Raw genomic sequence first — 18,516 nt, forward strand, 5'->3', positions numbered from 1 at the left:
AAGAGGTGGCATGTATGGCGATTATAATACCTTTCAAAACTAGACACCAATTAGAAACAGAAAAAGCGGTTAAAGTTATGCGTGATTGGGAAGCACATTTAGAATGGGAAGAAGCGAATTGGCATAATGTAATTGCTAGAGAAGAAAAAGAAGATCCCTTGTCACAAGAAGAAATTAACTGGCTTAATAATTGGCTTAGTGAAGAAAAATAATAAACGTGGAAGTTATTAAATAGAAGCTGAACTATTTATGTGTTTTAACATGTTTTGGAAAAATTCAAAACAAAGAATGCAATTTGAAACCATATTTATTTAGCAGCTGATTGCCGAATGTTTTAGGAAGATATTAGCATAAAAAAGTGTTTACTCTGTCAAAAGAGTAAACGGCTAAAATGCACAATAAAATGATTATGCACAAATTATACACAATCATTGCCGGAAGTATTGTACCTAAAGTATCCATAGGCGATAAAAGAAACCGGCCTCGGGTATCATCTGGTCTTTTCCAGTTAAGTTGAGAAGGCCTAAAGCATCTACAAACGTTGATAACACAGCGTTTGTAGATGCTTTTTTATTTTGAGTGAATACGAGAGAAAACGATAGGATTTGAAAACTTTATGCACAAATTGTGCACAAGGATTACACAAACATGTTCTCAAAGATTGAAATTTTTTCATCTTCATCTTTTTCTCTCATCTCATTTAAGATGTGCGAATAGGTCTTCCAAGTTGTCTCTTCATCCTTATGTCCAAGTCGTTCACTCACATAGTTCATAGAAACCTTTTGATTGGATTCACACAGTGGACCCAACTGGTCTCCTGATGTCCGGTATGATTAATTGGTGACTGCTTACGAAGCCAATACTTCATATTATGGACGGCGACCTATGCTGTTTCGCACCATTCAGAAAGTGCTAGTTCGCTGTTCTGATATTCATCGATCTTCGCAGACCAATATGCTTCTATCTCTTTTCTTTTCAAATAAATACCTCCCAAAATATGTTCTAAGGGAGGAGTATCTCACGAATTTTCTTCTATTAATATGTGTTCAATTTTTGACGGTTCTTTGCATTGTTAGTCGAATTTACGAGATTCAAGTAATAATAATTTATTCCGTAGAAGTTCAAAACTATTTCTGCCATACATGATCCGTTTGATAGTTTTTAACTTATTTATGCTTCCTTCAGCTAATCCATTGTTATATGGAAGCGTACATGCATTTTTAACCGCAACTATATCCTTTTTAATACCATTGAGCAAGCTAGTCAATTCATTTATTTCAAGGGCTGCTACTTCTGAAATCCATCCATGTAATAACTCTTTCTCACCCGATTGAAGAATTTCTTTGAAACGCCAAACCAGGCGAATTAATGTACCAACTAGTGGATATTTCTTAACAATAAATTCTATTTGTTCGGGGAAAATTGCCTTCGCCTTATCTAGTGGCTTGTAGAGTAACTTTATAAGCCACTTTCTTTCCACAATCTCCGTGGCACCAGCAATAAAATCGCTTTGTAAATCACCTTGCAACCTTTTTTCTTTCGCTATAAATTGTCTAATCGCAGCTTCTGATCCTGTATATCCTTTTCTACAAATGGAAATAGTGATTTCTTTATATGTTGTTCCTTTCAAGCGCAAGGTAATTACTTCATTTCTAAAAGGGGACAATTTTCAGTGGCGTTGAACACCATATTGACCTTGATAGGGTTGAAATTAGGCGATAAATATTTTTTTATTGTAAGTTTTGTATAGCCTGTTTCATCAGCTATTTTTCTATTACTATATCCTTTTTCGTGTAAAGCTTTCACTTCTTTGACTTTATCCATAATCCTCTGGATTGCTTCAGTATGTTCACGGCCGAGCTAATCCACTGAACTTTTAGGGATTTCTTCTTCTCGCATTTTAATATATTTTCGTATAGTTTGTCAGTTACATTTTGTCTGAGTTCGGATATCTTGGATAGTGCGACCTTGAGACGCTAAGGACTTAACCCAGAGGATTATAGTACGTCGTGAAAGTTTACTCGTTAATAGTCCGTTCACAGCGTTCTGTTCCTTGGTTATTGGAATGACAATTCGTCCAGCCAAAATTCTATACATACAGATCGTACTTGCGTCCATCAAATTTTTCACTAAATGGAATCGATCACTGATGCGGTGGGCTTTTGGATGAGCTTCTCGGATAGCAGCGGAGTAGGTAAGAGATCCATCTCTTGATACATATTTTATGTTAGGAAAAAGAGAAAGCCAGATAACTACATCTTCTTTCTCTCTTGATTCTATGAGATCGATGACCCTCCTACATCTTTTTTAATTAATTATATCGGAATACACCAATGATTCAACCAACGGTGGAAAGAACCTTTTTGACGCTTACGTTACTACGGCTAAAATTGCCGACTTAGTGGCGAGTCATCAACTGGATATTGGTATTGTCGAGGGGCATTTCAGTAATTCCCAATTAATTGTTGAAGAACTTTCGGAGGATTCGATGGTTATTGTTGCATCAGCTGAACATAGTCCTATACTAAGGAAAGCTCAAGTGGGAATAATAGATTTAGAAAATGAAACCTGGATTGTTCGTGAACAGGGATCTGGTACAAGAGAAGCAACGGAAAAATTGTTTCAACTTTTTGAAATCACGCCCGCTAAATTAATGCAGTTTAGTAGTACTCAATCGATCAAAGTCTCCTTGGAAGCGGGTTTAGGTATTAGTCTGCTATCCCAGTGGGCTATCCAAAAGGAATTTAAGAATGGGGATTTAAAAGTTATAAGAATAAAAGGTTTACCACTTTCACGCCAATTTTCTATTGTTACCAAAACTTCATTTCAGACAAAAGCATTGAAAGTTTTTATTGATCTATTAAGGATGAATAAAATATTAACTACTTTATAAAAATATCAGAGTATTGTGAGGATAGCTTAAGACGACTCAATGGTGATCAAATTGATTTGTTTCAAATACATTGTCCATCAATGGAAATTTTAAGGGATGATCATTATTTGAAGTACTTGATATTTTGAAGGAACAAGGGATAATTCGCTATTTTGGTGTTAGTGTGGAAACCGTTAAAGATGGTTTATTCTGCCTTGAGCCACCTAATGTTAGTACATTGCAAGTCATTTTTTAACCTATTTCTTCAAAAGCCATTAGAAGCACTATACCCACAAGCAAAAGTACAAGGCGTAGGCATCCTTGTACGTGTTCCATTAGCAAGCAGATTGTTATCAGGTAAATTTAAAGCCAATTCTCAGTTTGAATCAGATGATTATCGTAATTTTAATCGAGATGGGAAAGCATTTAATATTGTGTGAACTTTTGCAGGGTTAAAATTTGAAAAAGGTGTAGAAATAAGCAATAAACTTTCTTTGATTGCTGGAAATAGGGGCAATATAACACGGGTAGCACTAAAGTGGTTTTTAGAACATGATGCGATTTCTTGTGTAATACCCGGATTCAAAAGTATTGCTCAAGGAGAAGATAATTTGCAAGCAATAAACGTAGAAGATTTCACAAATAGGAAATGGCCAAATTGATACAGTTTTACAAGGATGAGGCACATCTAGAAATTAAAGGGGCGTGGAAAGCGGGCAATGGGTAAGCAAAAACCTATGTACATGCTTCTGTGCTAGCTTTAGTAAAAGCATTTAATAATACATTGCCCACCTTAAGAACACCGAAGGGAAAAATTCCTCTTGGCGTTTTTACTTTACCTCGTTCTATCGGAACAGTCTCACGTTTAGGTTGATATGTGTTTACAAAAATGAAGACAACCTGAAAACATCTAAGTACAAGATGTAAATACAGGACTCGGGACATTATGTCTAGTTTTTATAGTTCCCAGCCTAAATCAAACACATCATATAGTAGCATTACAGATTCTCTGGAAAAGAGAGAATTTTGTTTTGTGGGTAAACCACAAAAAATATATTCGCTGTAGGTGTCTCTAATGCCTACTATTACTGAGTTCCCATTTCTTGATTATCTCAGAAATTCACTTTGTCCCGAGTCCTGTTATATCAAAAAAATATGCCTATTCTTTACAATTTCTCAATTTTTGCTATCCTGTAGAAACAATGAGAAAGGAGAAATCCGAAGTGAAACTTGATTATACTAGTGCGATACCATTGCATATTCAATTAAAAGATATCATTGAAAAACAAGTAGCGGAAGGGATTTTTTCTGAACAAATTCCGAGTGAACGCCAGTTTATAGGAGAATACAACATTAGCCGTAGTACGGTGCGTGAAGCCATCAATCTATTAGTTCGGGAAGGGATTCTTGAAAAGAGGCACGGTAAAGGTACATTTGTTTCGTTAAAACCGATTCATGATTGGCTTGGGAATTTAAGTAGTACGACGGAAGCCATCCGTGACATAGGAATGAAACCTGGGGCAAAACTAATTACGCATTACAAAACTATACCGTCGACTTATATTCAGGAGCGAACTGGGTTTACAGAAGCCTATTTTATAAAAAGAGTGCGTTATGCGGATGATATTCCAATTGGTATTGAACGACATTATTATCCAATTGCGATTGGAGAAGAATTAATTAAATATAATTTAGATAATGCTACACTTTACGATTTAGTTCAAAATGAACTAGGTATACAGTTCGCCGAGGCAGATCAAACGATTTCGAGTGGGTATTTGTTGCCAGAGGATATGGAGTATTTGGATGTTCCAGCTAATACAAATTTTATGATTGCAGTGCGAATTATTAAAGATCAAGCTGGTTCTGTTGTTGAAATGGAAGAAGCATTTTATCGGAGTGATATGTATTCCTTTAAAATGAATCTATCACGAAAATTCGGGTAGTATTAAATGCTATCTCCCAATAATTACGTATTGTAATAAGATGTATTGAGTTTTCAAATATCTGAATTGAAAAAAAACATTGTAAACTAATACCACTTTCGTATACACTATTTATAAACCTACTACAACTGGTCCGGACGTCACGACCTATCGCATAAATGTTGTGCTGGTTAATTAAGGGAGAATGGAGTGATTTTCATGATTATTGGGGTTCCTCGTGAAGTTAAGAACAATGAACACCGAGTTGCACTTACACCATCTGGAGTTACGGCTTTTGTGCATGCAGGACATCGTGTGTTGGTGGAAAGCATGGCAGGTAATGAAAGCGGTTTCTCGGATGAGGAATATAGAGTAACAGGTGCTGAAATTGTAGCTACAGCGGGTGAAGCATGGGCGGCAGAGATGGTGATGAAGGTCAAAGAACCGCAACCTGAAGAGTATAGTTACTTAAGGGAAGGCTTAATTCTATTTACGTACCTCCATTTAGCTGCCGAGGAAAATTTAACGCGACAACTTGTTGAGAAAAAGGTAACTGCAATCGCTTATGAAACAATTCAGAACAGTAATGGTTCATTACCACTTTTAGCTCCAATGAGTGAGGTTGCTGGGCGGATGTCGGTTCAAATTGGTGCACAGTTTTTAGAAAACTCCAAGGGCGGAAAAGGTATTCTTCTTGGTGGTGTACCAGGAGTTAAACCAGCAAATGTTGTCATCATTGGTGGTGGTGCTGTAGGAACAAATGCCGCGAAAATGGCGATCGGTCTAAGAGCGAATGTAACCATTATTGATATCAATGCAAATCGTCTCCGTGAATTGGATGATATGTTTGGTGGAACTATCACAACCTTAATGTCAAATCCACTAAACATTCAAGAGGCAGTAGAACATGCAGATCTATTAATTGGGGCAGTACTGATACCAGGCGCTAAAGCTCCGATATTGGTTTCTGAGGATATGGTAAAGAAAATGTCCAAGGGGTCTGTCATTATTGATGTTGCAGTTGATCAAGGAGGATCGATTGAAACAATTGACCGTATTACGACACATGATGACCCAACATATCTGAAAAATGGCGTATTGCATTATGCTGTTGCAAACATGCCTGGTGCCGTAGCGAGAACATCAACTATATCATTGACGAACAATACAAGTCATTATGGTGTTTTACTCGCGAATAAAGGATTACAGAATGCGGTTGAAACAAACGAAGCATTTGCCAAAGGTGTAAATACACATGATGGATTTGTAACATACGAAAAGGTTGCCACTACACACAACATGCCTTATAAATCACTATCTACTATCTTTACTGAAAATCCAGTTTCTTCCTTTTGAACCTACTGTTAAGTTAGAATGATAATAGAATGGGGGAAAGACCTATGAAGACAGCAGTTGAAATGAGTAATATGATGGAAAAAACAACATCTCATTTATGGAATGCAATGCATCGCCACAATCCAAATGCACAGCAAACGGTTGGAGTATCAGGTGAAGGATCATGGTTTACAGATGAGAACGGAAATAAATACCTCGATGGTGTGTCAGGTTTGTGGTGTTTGAATCTTGGTTATGGGCGTCAAGAAATAGTGGACGCAGCCACAGAACAAATGAAAAAGCTATCTTATTTTCCGTTAACAATGAATCATCAACCTGCCGTCGGATTGGCGAAGAAAATAAGTGAATTGTTAGGTGCGAGTTATCAAACCTTCTTTTCTAATAGTGGTTCTGAGGCAAATGAAACGGCTTTTAAAATCGCGCGTCAATACCACAGCCAAACGGGGAATCCAGGCAAATTTAAATTCATTTCGCGTTATCGTGCTTACCATGGATCGACACTTGGGGCATTAAGTGCAACCGCACAAGCAAATCGCCGTGTCAAATATGATCCAGGGGCGCCAGGGTTTTTACATGTATATCCACCTTATAGCTATCGCTCAATCTTTGGTGGAGATCCGGAAGAGTCTGATTTAAAAGCTGCGCAAATGCTTGAAGAAATGATCAATTGGGAAGGAGAAGAGACTGTAGCAGCCTTCATTATGGAACCGTTCATTTCAGGTGGAGGTGTCATTATCCCATCTAATAAATATATTCAACGCGTTGCGGAAATTTGTAAAAAGTACAATGTATTACTGATTATGGATGAAGTCGTTTCCGGTTATGGTCGAACAGGTGAAATGTTTGGCTTCATGCATGCAGAAGGCGTTCAACCCGACATTGTGACAATGGCAAAAGGTTTAACAAGTGGTTATTTACCGCTTGGAGCTACAGCTGTTAAATCGGAAATCTATGATGTGTTTAATCAGGAAGGAAAAGATAATCACTTCCGACATGTTTCCACTTATGGTGGTCATCCAGCTTCATGTGCTGTTGCACTTAAAAATATTGAAATTATTGAGAGGGAAAATATCGTTGATCGTGTACGTGAGTTAGGCGAAACGAAATTAGGTAAACTTGATAGTCTAATAGACCACGAAAATGTTGGGGAAGTTAGGCGGGTTGGTTTTCTACTTGGGTTGGAAATGGTAAAAGATAAACAATCAAAAGAACCTCTGGATGATTTGAAGATGGCTGAAATCGTTGGCAAGTGCAAACAAAAAGGCTTGATTATTGGTAAAAATGGTGACACTGTCCCAGGTCAAAATAATGTTATCATCGTTGCACCACCATTAACAAGCACGGAAGAGGATTTGGATTTCATCGTTGAAACAGTAGAATCTGTTATTCGTAGTCTCTAAATTAACCCTGACTCACATGCTGCTAATCTGGAGTAAAGAGCGGGATGGATGGGAAGGTAATATAGATGAATTACGAAAGATTAAAAACATTTATTGCGGTTGCTGAAAAGAAAAGCTTTTCTGACGCAGCAAAAATATTGTATGTTACTCAACCTACGATTACATCACAAATAAAGGCGCTGGAAGAAGAACTAAATACTAAGCTATTTGAGCGAACTACGAAAAAGGTAGCAATGACTCTATCCGCACATGTTTTATTGAAATATGCCAAAGAGATTATCCGTTTAAGTGATTCAGCTCAAAAGGAAATTTTGCAAATGGAAAACACTATAACTGGTGATTTAAGTATGGGATGTAGTCTAACAATAGGTGAGTATATACTTCCAGAGTTCTTAAAAAGATTTATAGATTCGTACCCACTCATTCAAATGAGTGTTAAGATCGAGAATTCAAACAAAATCGTAGATAATCTTAAAGATCAATTAATTGATGTTGGGTTAATTGAAACACCAATAGAGGATCCACAAATTACTCTGGAACCAATTTTAGAAGATGAACTTATTTTGATTGCTGCACCAGATTATTTTTCTAATAATGAACTGAATATTTCATTGGATCAACTGAAAGAAACACCGCTTATTATTAGGGAAAAAGGATCAGGTACACGAGCTGTTGTGGATAAATATTTAAAACAGGCCGGACTTTCATTAAATGATTTAAATATAGTTATGGAGTTTGGAAGTACTGAGGCTATTAAAACGGCTGTTGAATTAGGCTTGGGAGTGTCGTTCATTTCAAAAAGTGCGATAAAAAAAGAATTAAAATTAAAATTGCTAAAGACATATTCAATTAAAAATATATCTTTTTATCGCTCCTTTTACATCGCATTTTGTAAAGATCGCGTTTTAAAATCATCAACTGAATTATTTTTGGATGAGTTACGAAGTATTATTCGGGAAAAAGAAGTAGGTACTCTAATCCACCTACCGACGAGCAATGCTTGATGTAAATAGATTGAAAAATCAGTAATTATACTTGGAGGAGGAATTTAAAAATGGTAAAAGAACAAACAATGGTGAAAAAAGCAACGAATCAAAAGGTTAAAATGACACCAAGCGAGGCAATCGTCGAAACACTTCTAGCGGAAGGTGTTAAAGAGGTTTATGGTATTTTGGGCTCGGCCTTTATGGATATGCTAGATTTATTCCCGGCAGCTGGTATAAAATTCTTATCGGTTCGTCATGAACAAAGTGCTGGACATATGGCGGATGCCTTTACACGTGTTTCCGGTGTTGCAGGGGTTCTTGTTGGACAGAACGGACCAGGAATTACAAATATGGTAACGTCCGTTGCAGCTGCGAACCAAGCACATACACCAATGGTTATTATCTCCCCTTCAGCAGGGACGCCTACAATTGGTTGGGATGGATTCCAAGAATGTGACCAAGTTTCCATCTTTAAAGAAATTACGAAAGAAACAGTCCGCGTAACACATGTGAGCCGTGTAGCTGATTGTCTGCGTACTGCTTTCCGAATTGCGTATGCTGAGCGCGGACCAGTATTGTTCGATATTCCACGTGATCTATTTTATGGAGAACTGGAAGAACAAATTCTGCAGCCACATCAGTATCGTGTTGATGCCAGAGGTTGTGGTGACCCCGCATCGATTAAGAGAGCTGTGGAACTATTAAAAGACGCAAAATACCCTGTTATTATTTCGGGACGTGGCGCAGTAGATGCAGATGGTATTGATGCGGTTGCTCAAATAGCTGAGCATTTAACAGCACCTGTTGCAGTAACATATATGCACAATGATGCTTTCCCTGCAAATCACCCACTTGCAGTTGGGCCAATTGGTTATATGGGATCAAAAGCTGCAATGCATACGCTGAAAAAAGCAGATGTCGTTCTAGCGATTGGAACACGTCTATCGGTATTTGGAACATTACCTTGTTACGATATTGATTATTTCCCGAAAAACGCTAAAATAATTCAAGTCGATATTAACCCACGACAAATCGCACGAACACATCCCGTGGAGGTTGGAATTATTGGCGATGCAAAAGCAGCGAGTGACGAGATTTATAAACAATTAATTTCTGCCCTACCATCTCCAGAGAAAAAACAGGATCGTTTGGAAGAGCTTGGCAAGGTCAAGGAAGAATGGGAACAAGAACTGATCGACTTGGCAATGGTAGACGGTAGTCCAATCAACCCACGTCGTGCCTTGTTAGAATTAAGAAAAGCCTTGCCTGAAAACACGATTATCTCATCCGATATTGGAAACGTATCATCGACTGCCAATGCATACCTGAAATTCAATCAATCTAGACGTCATATCGCAGCATTAACATTTGGTAATACTGGCTTTGCTTATCCAGCAGCACTTGGAGCTCAGCTGGCCGAGCCGGATTCACCAGTAGTAGCCATCATTGGTGATGGTGCATGGGGAATGAGTTTGCATGAAGTAAGCACGGCTGTGGAACAAGATATTCCTGTTATCGCTTGTGTGTTTAACAATAAATCATGGGCAGCAGAGAAAAAGAATCAAGTCGACTTTTATGATAACCGCTTTGTCGGCGCCGATATTGATGCGCCTGATTTCGCTGAAGTAGCTAAATCAATGGGAGCAATTGGCCATACGATTACTAATCCAGAGGATATTGGACCGATAGTAAAAGAGGTTTTGGAGCAACGTAAGCCAGCAGTCCTAAACATCTTCGTGGACGGGACACAGCTTGCACCACCATTTAGAAAAGACGCATTAAAAATGCCAACAAGATTTTTGGATAAATATAAACACCTAGATCATGATGCATGGAAAAAATAAAAATAAATAAGTAAGCAAAAACATCTCCATACTGGCCTATGCTAGCATGGAGATGTTTTGTTATGAGAAAGAGATAACATTTATCATCTATTAACTAACCTTTCAGGCACAATAAATAAGTTTTCGGCCTTGATGTAAAATGGCTGAAGGAGGTAAATTATCAGGCTATACTTGAATAGAGAAACAATTGTTGTGAAAAGTCTTGTGAATTTGTTCGTCAGTTATAAGGGAATCTGCAGCTAACACGGTACCTATTAGTTCAAAATAGTCAATAGGTATTTGGTGAAGTGGATCATCTCTACTTCATTGCAACACACGTAAAACAGTAAATCAATAAATAAATGCTTTGTAACTGAGGCACTGAAATTCTTTATCCAATCGTAAATGAGAATTTGTTACATTGAAAATACATTCAATCGCCCAGCTTCCTTTACTGATTGCCCGGCTTCACTTATCAATGCTCTAATTCGTTTGAGATTGACCGCAAATATGGCCATCGCACCTTGTATCTGCATACCGATAGACCTGCGTGTTATCAATACACACTGTACTGACGAAGTAGTTGTCCTAAAGTTGCCTAGGAATAACTAGCGAAGGCACCTTTTTAGTGGGAGGCATCCAAAATGCACCAAAGCGTGTCAAATGGACAATTCGTAGTTCAACCTATAATCCAGGACTTTTTCAGTGGCCTCGGCGTGGATGTAATACCCGTACAAGACCTGCGGAAGCACATCCTAGAACACTATGAAACCAGCAAAATGGAACCCCTTTAGGGTGCTTCTAGGCACAGCCTGTCCGCAGGGAAGAAATCCCGAAACCTGATGGTGGAGTGCGGTTATTAGGTATCCCTACCGTGACAGATCGTCTCATTCAACAAGTCATTGCCCACGAATTAACCTCTTTATATGATCCGACATTTTCAATCCATAGCTTTGGGTTTCGAACAAATCGATGCGCCAGTGATGTGATAAGGAGAGCAAAAGGATATATTCAAGGGGGGAATCGTAGGGTTGTGGATATGGACTTAGAGAAGTTCTTAGACATGGTGAATCATTATAGGTTCACGAGAACACTTGTGAAGCAAATTGAAGATAAACGTCTACTCGGGCCAATCCGTAGCCGTCTGAAATCTGGAACCATATATAAGTGGTCTGGTGACAACAAGTGCAGAAGGAACTCCACAAGAAGGACCTCTTAGTCTTCTACTCTCTAATGTTGTCTTAGATGAACTGAATATAGAGTTGGAGAAAAAGGAACATAACTTTGTCCGATACGCCGATGCCTGCAATATCTATGTGAAAACAAAGAAATCGGAAAATTGATTCGTGGATTCCATCACTTCATTTATCGAAGGGAAACCTAGGTTGAAAGTTAATCAGAATAGATCCGCGATGGACCGCCCTTGGAAGAGGAAGTTTCTTGGATTCATCTTTACTTTTCAGAAAGAATCAAAGGTTCCGATTCCTGAAGAAAGTTTAAAGCGGATAAAGAATAAAATCCGCGAGATACCTCTAGGAAGAAATCCTATCCCATGGATTATCGAATCAAGAAATTAAATCAATACCTGTTGGGTTGGTGCAGTTCCTTCGTTTTGGGGGAGGGCCAAGTGTTTTCGGAGACTTTGATTCTTGGATTAGAAGAAGGCTTCGAATGTCTACGTGGAAAAACTGGAAGAAACGAAGTAAGAAGGCGAGAAAACTCATTGGATTAGGTGAACAGAAAGTTAAGGCATAGGAATAGGGTAACTCACGTAAAAGTTACTGGAGAACTTCCAAAAGTCCTTTATTATATAGAGCCCTCGGAAACTCCTACTGGAGTTTTCGAGGGCTCAAAAGTCTACTATCACGATACGTAAATTTACGTCATCAGTCTTAATTGAACCGCCATATACCGAACGATACGTATGGTGGTGTGAGAGGTCGGGAGGTAATCACTCCCTCCTACTCGTTTGAATATCGGCGCTGATTATTTAATATCCTCAATACTTGCAGCTGTAACAGAAGTTAAGGCACCGGAACATCCTCTGTTTTTTTATCAACATAATCCATTTCAACATTTGGCTCTTCAATATCTGCACTTGCAGCTGCCACAGGAGCTAAGACAGATGTAAAATCCTCTGCTTTTTTATCAACATAATCCCCCAAAACATAATGATCCATTTCACCTTTTGGAATGGCACTATAACTTTTAAATCTAGTAATAAAGAAGATACCACCAAGTCCAACCCAAATAGATAAGGCGATCCATGACGGTGTTCCTAGGAATCCGGGTGAACCTGGTACGACAAGTAAAAGGAAAAACCCTGTGCTACTGATTACACCTAGTAAACATAAAAACTTACGTGTTGGTGCAACAATGGAAATTCCTTTTGGATTCTTTGCGGATGCATCTGACCATTTAAGTAAACGGTAAGCTATAAAACAGGTATAGAAGTAGGCGATTGTTACTCCAAGAGCCGACATATCAACTACCCATAATAACGCTTGTCGTCCAAATAATGGAGCGAAAACGGTTACAGCCAAGGTGAATAAAATACCAATATATGGTGTTTTATATTTGGGATGTAATTTTCCAAATGCTGCTGGAAGGACTTTGGCTCTTCCCATTGCGAACAGTAGTCGACTAGTTGATGCATAAAAACCATTAAGTCCGGTAAAGATACCCATCATTAAAGCAAAGGAAAGTAAAATAACTCCCCAAATCCCATAGGCATTTTCGACAATAGTACCTGTTCCCCAAATAGATCCTGTTTCAACAGCACTAGTCCAAGATTGACCTACACCAGTAGCTATTATGGATAAACAATAGGCAAAACCTGCACAAAGTAGAGCGATAACAATTAATTTAAATGACTTTTTAGGAGAAAAGTCAAATTCTTCAGCCGCTTGTGGTATATTACTAAACCCAACATATGCCCAGGGTGCAATGGCAACGATGGCAATGATTGATGACAAAGCTCCTACCCCTGGATTAAACAGTGGTTGTATGTTCGTAAAAGAGCTGGCTGGATGTAGAATCATACCGATTGTTAGTAAAGCTAAGCCAACTATTAATGCGACACAAAATACAAATTGAGAAAATCCGGATAAGTCCGCTCCTCGTATATTTATAAAAGCAAAAACTACTAATGCGATACAGGCAATGACAACCTCTCCCGCATAAACCTCCCATCCAGCAATACTATACATAAAACCTCGTTCAACAATAGATGGTAAGACAAATTTTCCTAGAAGTGCTATAGCAGATGCATTTAATGCTACAATCGACATATAGCCAAGCGTTAAAAACCATCCACATACAAATGCATGATATCTACCTAATCCATAATAAGCATAGGTAAACTCACCTCCAGATATGGGTAACTTTTCAACAAGGAAACCGTAGCTAATTCCGATGATTATCATCAAGAGCGCTCCAATTAAGAAACCAATAATGACCCCGAGTGGTCCCGCCATTCCCATCCAATCAACTGGTAAAACAAACGCTCCCCATCCAACCGCCGAACCAAAAGCAATTGCCCAAACCCAATGTGGTTTTAATGTTCTCTGTAACTGTTCACGTTGTTCCATTTGTATTCCTCCTCGTCATTATTTTTTGTAAGCGCTATCAAAATAGTTTTTTTAAAAAGTGTCTATGATTCACACCCGAAAAGCCAAAATCGCCTTGATTGTTTCCTGACCGAAACTGAAAAGTGGTAAAATAGTAAATATCGCACAAAAAGGATCCGAGGAAGGGGGAAATTAGGTACACCAATCGGAAACGCAGCAGAAGTATACCGACACATGTTTAACAAAAGCGATAATAGCTTATAACTTCAAAGCTGTGATAAAAATATAGAGCTAAGACGGTTTACTTGGCATGTTTAAAGTCGCTCCTCTCCGAAATTACTGCCCATTGTAAAAAAATATTTGAATTCACAATAAACTCTTAAGGGATTTTCAAACCTTATCTTATTGGGGTTAAATCATGTCTATAGATTAAATTCTAGCGGTTAAATACTGAATAATCAACAATTTCTGTAAATTAGAGTTATTGGAAAGTGAGATAAGGTTTATGGTTAATTTTTATATACCGTCGTGTTTTCATGAAATAATAATTCGAACTGAATAATTAGCTTTATGGTGAATATGTAAAAAGTTGGTTGGTCCCGTCAATGTAACGAGGAGAATACTTTTTAAAACCACTATCTCATTTAGAAATGGGAAGGGGAAAAGGATTTGAGGATTCAAAGCAGCACTGCCATAAGGTGAAGTGCACATTACCCTTCGGAGGATAAGAGGGTGTTTGTTCCACGGTAAATTCCTTTTGATGGAAGTTCCTTTATGTAGTGACATGTAACCATCTTCTATTTGTGATTAGCAGTGGCTTGCAGGACTTTATGTATATCCCGTGGATTAGAGTAACAACACTTGAATACATCCAGTAACATTTGCCCCGCATTATGCATCGCAATTCGCAATACATCCAGAAATCGCTTGTTTTCCAATTCTAGTTCCAATGAAGGTTGATCAGTCGTCTCTGTGGATGCCCTTCCAGGCAATGAAGAAAGCTCCTCTCTAGCCGTATGGATCCGTTTCTCGGTTTTTTCCTTTTGTTGCGCTAGCTTCTACATGTCATTCTGCTGTAGAAGCTAACGCAACAAAAGTGAACTTACCTAGCGATATGAGCCATCTATCGGCCTGTTCTTCACCGCTACTAATCATAGTATCTCAACTTTCGCAGACTGAAATCGGCAAATAAGCCTTGATATAACTAGGCAGAGCAGCGATCCACCGTTCCAGTTGACTTTGAATTAACTTTTTGATTTTTGAATTCGTCTGTTTGCGAGCATCTTCAAGTAGACCGATCAACTGCTGTAAAGCGATAGCCCAATCGAGTTTATTTTCTTCGTCGCACAGCTCATAAAAAAGCCCACCAAGTGTGCGTTGATCAGTATGGCAGCGGTTTTGCCACGTAAGTACGATATAGCGCGCGAAAACAATTATTGTATGACTGATTAGCACGTCGAAAGAGCGATTTTGAAATTCCTTCTCCAATCTTAAAAGGGACTCGGCCGTCTTAAAGAAGGCCTCAATATCCCACCGCATGCCGTAAATCCGGACGATTTCCTGTTCGGCTAGACTGCAGTCGGTACTAAGGATGGCAAGCCATTCACTGCGTTTATTCCTGTTCTGGATAAAAACAATCTTAACAGGCGTTCCATTCTTCATCACCGTGTCGATGGAACGAAGAATCCCTTTCTTGGACTCGACAGGCTGCGCCAGTTGATACAGTTGCTTCAAGGAAACCGGTTTTCCATTGACGAGGTAGCGCTGCTTTGTTTTTTTTACCATGCCAATGACGTCCAATCCCTGCTTTACGATGGCTTTGACAAGTGGAGGCAGGGTGAACCATGAATCCATCAAGACATAGCTGGCTTCCACTTCGTTTGCCAGGGCCCGTCTAATCATGTCAGGCAATCTGTTTAGGGGCTGACTGAAGCGTATTCTCTCGACGTTTATAGCCGCAAGTGCGTTTTTCGATATCTTGAGAAATGCTATTAATTTGAGACTTTTTCGAACTGAGCAGGGAAAATCGATAGGCAGGAACGTATGGCCATCCGACCATCCCAAGGTTAACATGCGAAAACCTTTGTAAAAGCGCATTTTCAGGGACGCATGATCAAAGCAGCGTGCTAATAATTCTACTTTTTTACTACGATTTCGATCATACGCAGAATCATCGATGATCAACACTTTCGGCCGATCTTTATCTGTAAGGCGAGTCACCTTTTGAATGGTGAATGTACTTAAAAGAAGGAGAAAACGATGCCAATTGAACGTGGATTATTTCAAAAATCGATACACGGCATCTTGGCTGGATAGTTGTCTGCTTTCTTCGAGTCGAGTAGAGAATACCAATTCTTGTGCTGGAAAATCAGGCAGAACACCAGCTGGAATAAGTACGAACAGCTGAAACCAAGGGATTTTCGAATGCCTGTTTCGCGCAAATGCTTATTGATTTTCAGCTCGGTAAAAACAGAATCCAATTCCTTTGGCAGTTGATTATGTGGGCTCGTTTGATCTATCATAGTAGGGACACCTCTTCTGTGGTAGTGATTTCTTAGACAATCTCACTTTACCAAAGAATGAGGTGTTTTTTCATTTCTTATTGTAGATGTCAAGGTTACTAATCGGCAAGCCCTAGTGCTAACACTATCAATGGTTACATACTATTTTTCTAGTGCGAAAGTTAAGTAAATGCTTTTTTGATTCTTTCAATTTGAGCCTATATAATAGAAGGAACAGATCTTATCGGAAGAGGTGGCATGTATGGCGATTATAATACCTTTCAAAACTTGAAAAAGGCACCGTCTTGGGCGGTGCCTTTTTTAAGTTTTTTTCCTTGATATTACTATTTGGCTTGTGAAGCCTGTTTCATATTTCAATTATAAAGGGAAGAATCATCGGCCTTCTTTTTGTTTGAGTATATAATAGATTTTCAATTGATTTTTTTAGATTATGTTTTAAATCATTTCGTTTATCCCCATTCGATTGTCTTGATTCGTTAACGATAGTAATAACTAGCTGATTCACTTCATTCAAAATATCCTCCGCAGCACGTTCATAAACGAATCCACGGGAAATTATATCAGGATTTGAAATGATCTGCCAGTCAGTTTTGCTTAGGGAAATCACAACAATCAGCATTCCCTCCTCTGAAAGCAATTTACGATCACGTAATACAATTTTCCCAACGTCTCCAACACCTAGTCCGTCCACGAAAACATTACCGGCTTGTATTCGTCTTGTTTGACTAGCAGCAGTGTTGTTAATATCTACTACATCTCCATTGTTAATAATGAAGATATTCTCACTTTTCACGCCAACAGATTCGGCTAATGTTCGATGTTGCTGAAGCATACGAAATTCACCATGAATGGGAATGAAATATGTTGGTTTCATCAAGGTTAGCATGAGTTTTAATTCTTCCTGGAAGGCATGTCCCGAAACATGCATACCTGATGTGCTACCGGATCCATAGATAACTTTGGCCCCTAAATGGAATAAATTATCAATGATGCGTGACACACTTTTTTCGTTACCAGGTATAGGGCTTGATGCAAGAATGACCGTATCTCCAGCCAATACAGATACTTGACGGTACGTTGAAGTCGATAAACGTGATAATGCTGCCATAGGCTCTCCTTGACTGCCTGTGCAGATAATGACAATCTCATCAGGTGCCATCCGATTGATTTCATTTGCCTCTATTAAAGTGCCATCAGGTATTGTTAAATATCCGAGTTCTGCTGCGACGGATACAATATTCACCATACTTCTACCAAGCAAGGCAACCTTTCTATTTGTTTTAAGGGCAGCATTTATGATTTGCTGAACCCGATAAACGTTTGATGCAAATGTAGAGATAAATATTTTTTGGTTGGCCTTGCGAAAAGCATCTTCAATATGTTCGCCAACTACGCGTTCAGATTGTGTGAAACCAGGGCGTTCAGCATTAGTGCTCTCGGATAATAGAAGCAGCACTCCACGGTTCCCGATCTCGGTCATTTTATGAAAATCTGTATACTTCTCATTTATAGGTGTTAAATCAAACTTGAAGTCGCCTGTGTGTACAACGGTCCCTACTGGTGTATGAATCGCAATTCCTAGACAATCGGGAATACTATGATTTACAGTGAAAAATGTCATGTTTAGCGTACCTGCCTCAACATTCGAATCCGCATTAATCGTCTTTAGTTCCGTTGCACGTAGAAGTCCGTGTTCTTTCAATTTCAATTTAATTAAACCGAGGGTCAAGTTAGTCGCATATATAGGAATACTTAGCTGTTTTAGTAAGTATGGAATACCACCAATATGATCTTCATGCCCGTGAGTCACAATCAATGCACGGATTTTATCTTTATTGTTTTGTAAGTATGATATATCTTGAATAATTAAATCCACACCTAATAAGGTTTCATCTGGGAACTTGGCACCACAGTCGATAATGATGATGTCATCTTCATATTGGAGTACGTACATATTTTTTCCGATTTCATTTATGCCACCCAAAGCAAAAATAGATAACGTGTTTTCTGCTATATTCAAAACGAAAAACCTCCCACAAAGTTATGTTCAATAAGTTAGATGT

Annotated in this window: 19 protein-coding genes; 11 read left to right on the forward strand and 8 right to left on the reverse strand. The window is 38.6% G+C overall.

Features of this window, described 5'->3' with window-relative positions:
- A partial coding sequence (locus CSV80_RS11985; RefSeq protein WP_233208485.1) for a hypothetical protein occupies positions 1-212 on the forward strand: 212 nt, incomplete at its 5' end.
- An 860-nt stretch (positions 213-1,072) separates the two neighbouring features.
- Here CSV80_RS11985 and CSV80_RS11990 read toward each other — a convergent pair.
- From CSV80_RS11990 to CSV80_RS18185, 3 genes are all read right to left on the reverse strand, one after another.
- Positions 1,073-1,630 (reverse strand): transposase, encoded by a 558-nt coding sequence (locus CSV80_RS11990; protein ID WP_158231986.1) that lies wholly within the window; start codon positions 1,628-1,630, stop codon positions 1,073-1,075.
- Between the two features lie 11 nt (positions 1,631-1,641).
- Positions 1,642-1,824 carry a helix-turn-helix domain-containing protein gene (locus CSV80_RS11995; RefSeq protein WP_099670873.1) on the reverse strand — a complete coding sequence of 61 codons (183 nt, stop codon included), beginning with the start codon at positions 1,822-1,824 and terminating at the stop codon, positions 1,642-1,644.
- 99 nt (positions 1,825-1,923) lie between these two features.
- Complete coding sequence (locus CSV80_RS18185) at positions 1,924-2,289, reverse strand: transposase (protein WP_099670872.1); 366 nt, start codon at positions 2,287-2,289, stop codon at positions 1,924-1,926.
- Between the two features lie 100 nt (positions 2,290-2,389).
- Here CSV80_RS18185 and CSV80_RS12005 point away from each other — a divergent pair, with 100 nt between their 5' ends.
- The 10 genes from CSV80_RS12005 (at position 2,390) to CSV80_RS17870 (ending at position 12,117) form a co-directional block, all read left to right on the forward strand.
- Positions 2,390-2,893 (forward strand): LysR substrate-binding domain-containing protein, encoded by a 504-nt coding sequence (locus CSV80_RS12005; RefSeq protein WP_255407658.1) that lies wholly within the window; start codon positions 2,390-2,392, stop codon positions 2,891-2,893.
- Between the two features lie 206 nt (positions 2,894-3,099).
- Positions 3,100-3,312, forward strand: a complete 213-nt coding sequence (locus CSV80_RS17855) for a hypothetical protein (protein WP_233208486.1) — start codon at positions 3,100-3,102, stop codon at positions 3,310-3,312.
- A gap of 54 nt (positions 3,313-3,366) precedes the next feature.
- A complete protein-coding gene (locus CSV80_RS17860; RefSeq protein WP_233201575.1) occupies positions 3,367-3,534 on the forward strand; it encodes an aldo/keto reductase in 168 nt (55 codons plus the stop codon).
- A 561-nt stretch (positions 3,535-4,095) separates the two neighbouring features.
- Positions 4,096-4,818 (forward strand): GntR family transcriptional regulator, encoded by a 723-nt coding sequence (locus CSV80_RS12015; protein WP_029054160.1) that lies wholly within the window; start codon positions 4,096-4,098, stop codon positions 4,816-4,818.
- Between the two features lie 198 nt (positions 4,819-5,016).
- Entirely contained in the window at positions 5,017-6,153 is a 1,137-nt protein-coding gene (ald, locus tag CSV80_RS12020) for an alanine dehydrogenase (RefSeq protein WP_099670869.1), read from the forward strand.
- Positions 6,154-6,197: 44 nt separating this feature from the next.
- Positions 6,198-7,553: an aminotransferase gene (locus tag CSV80_RS12025; protein ID WP_029054158.1), complete on the forward strand. Its 1,356-nt coding sequence runs from the start codon at positions 6,198-6,200 to the stop codon at positions 7,551-7,553.
- A 65-nt stretch (positions 7,554-7,618) separates the two neighbouring features.
- A complete protein-coding gene (locus CSV80_RS12030) occupies positions 7,619-8,557 on the forward strand; it encodes a selenium metabolism-associated LysR family transcriptional regulator (RefSeq protein WP_099670868.1) in 939 nt (312 codons plus the stop codon).
- Between the two features lie 50 nt (positions 8,558-8,607).
- Positions 8,608-10,383 carry a sulfoacetaldehyde acetyltransferase gene (gene xsc / locus CSV80_RS12035; RefSeq protein WP_099670867.1) on the forward strand — a complete coding sequence of 592 codons (1,776 nt, stop codon included), beginning with the start codon at positions 8,608-8,610 and terminating at the stop codon, positions 10,381-10,383.
- A gap of 853 nt (positions 10,384-11,236) precedes the next feature.
- Positions 11,237-11,581: a reverse transcriptase family protein gene (locus tag CSV80_RS17865; protein WP_233190987.1), complete on the forward strand. Its 345-nt coding sequence runs from the start codon at positions 11,237-11,239 to the stop codon at positions 11,579-11,581.
- Between the two features lie 377 nt (positions 11,582-11,958).
- Positions 11,959-12,117, forward strand: a complete 159-nt coding sequence (locus tag CSV80_RS17870; protein WP_232321282.1) for a group II intron maturase-specific domain-containing protein — start codon at positions 11,959-11,961, stop codon at positions 12,115-12,117.
- Positions 12,118-12,386: 269 nt separating this feature from the next.
- Here CSV80_RS17870 and CSV80_RS12045 read toward each other — a convergent pair whose 3' ends face one another.
- The 5 genes from CSV80_RS12045 to CSV80_RS12060 form a co-directional block, all read right to left on the reverse strand.
- The gene (locus CSV80_RS12045; RefSeq protein WP_051210552.1) at positions 12,387-13,952 is read right to left on the reverse strand and encodes an APC family permease; all 1,566 of its coding nucleotides are present in this window, start codon (positions 13,950-13,952) and stop codon (positions 12,387-12,389) included.
- Positions 13,953-14,728: 776 nt separating this feature from the next.
- On the reverse strand, positions 14,729-14,923 hold the full coding sequence (locus tag CSV80_RS12050; RefSeq protein ID WP_099670866.1) for a hypothetical protein: 195 nt from the start codon (positions 14,921-14,923) through the stop codon (positions 14,729-14,731).
- A 169-nt stretch (positions 14,924-15,092) separates the two neighbouring features.
- The gene (locus CSV80_RS12055) at positions 15,093-16,151 is read right to left on the reverse strand and encodes an IS4 family transposase (RefSeq protein ID WP_304442296.1); all 1,059 of its coding nucleotides are present in this window, start codon (positions 16,149-16,151) and stop codon (positions 15,093-15,095) included.
- Positions 16,152-16,213: 62 nt separating this feature from the next.
- Positions 16,214-16,453 carry a hypothetical protein gene (locus CSV80_RS17875; RefSeq protein ID WP_233201573.1) on the reverse strand — a complete coding sequence of 80 codons (240 nt, stop codon included), beginning with the start codon at positions 16,451-16,453 and terminating at the stop codon, positions 16,214-16,216.
- A gap of 346 nt (positions 16,454-16,799) precedes the next feature.
- Positions 16,800-18,473, reverse strand: a complete 1,674-nt coding sequence (locus CSV80_RS12060; RefSeq protein WP_099671278.1) for a ribonuclease J — start codon at positions 18,471-18,473, stop codon at positions 16,800-16,802.
- Between the last annotated feature and the right edge of the window lie 43 nt (positions 18,474-18,516).

It is taken from the genome of Sporosarcina sp. P12(2017), from assembly GCF_002743035.1.
Classification (GTDB): domain Bacteria; phylum Bacillota; class Bacilli; order Bacillales_A; family Planococcaceae; genus Sporosarcina; species Sporosarcina ureae.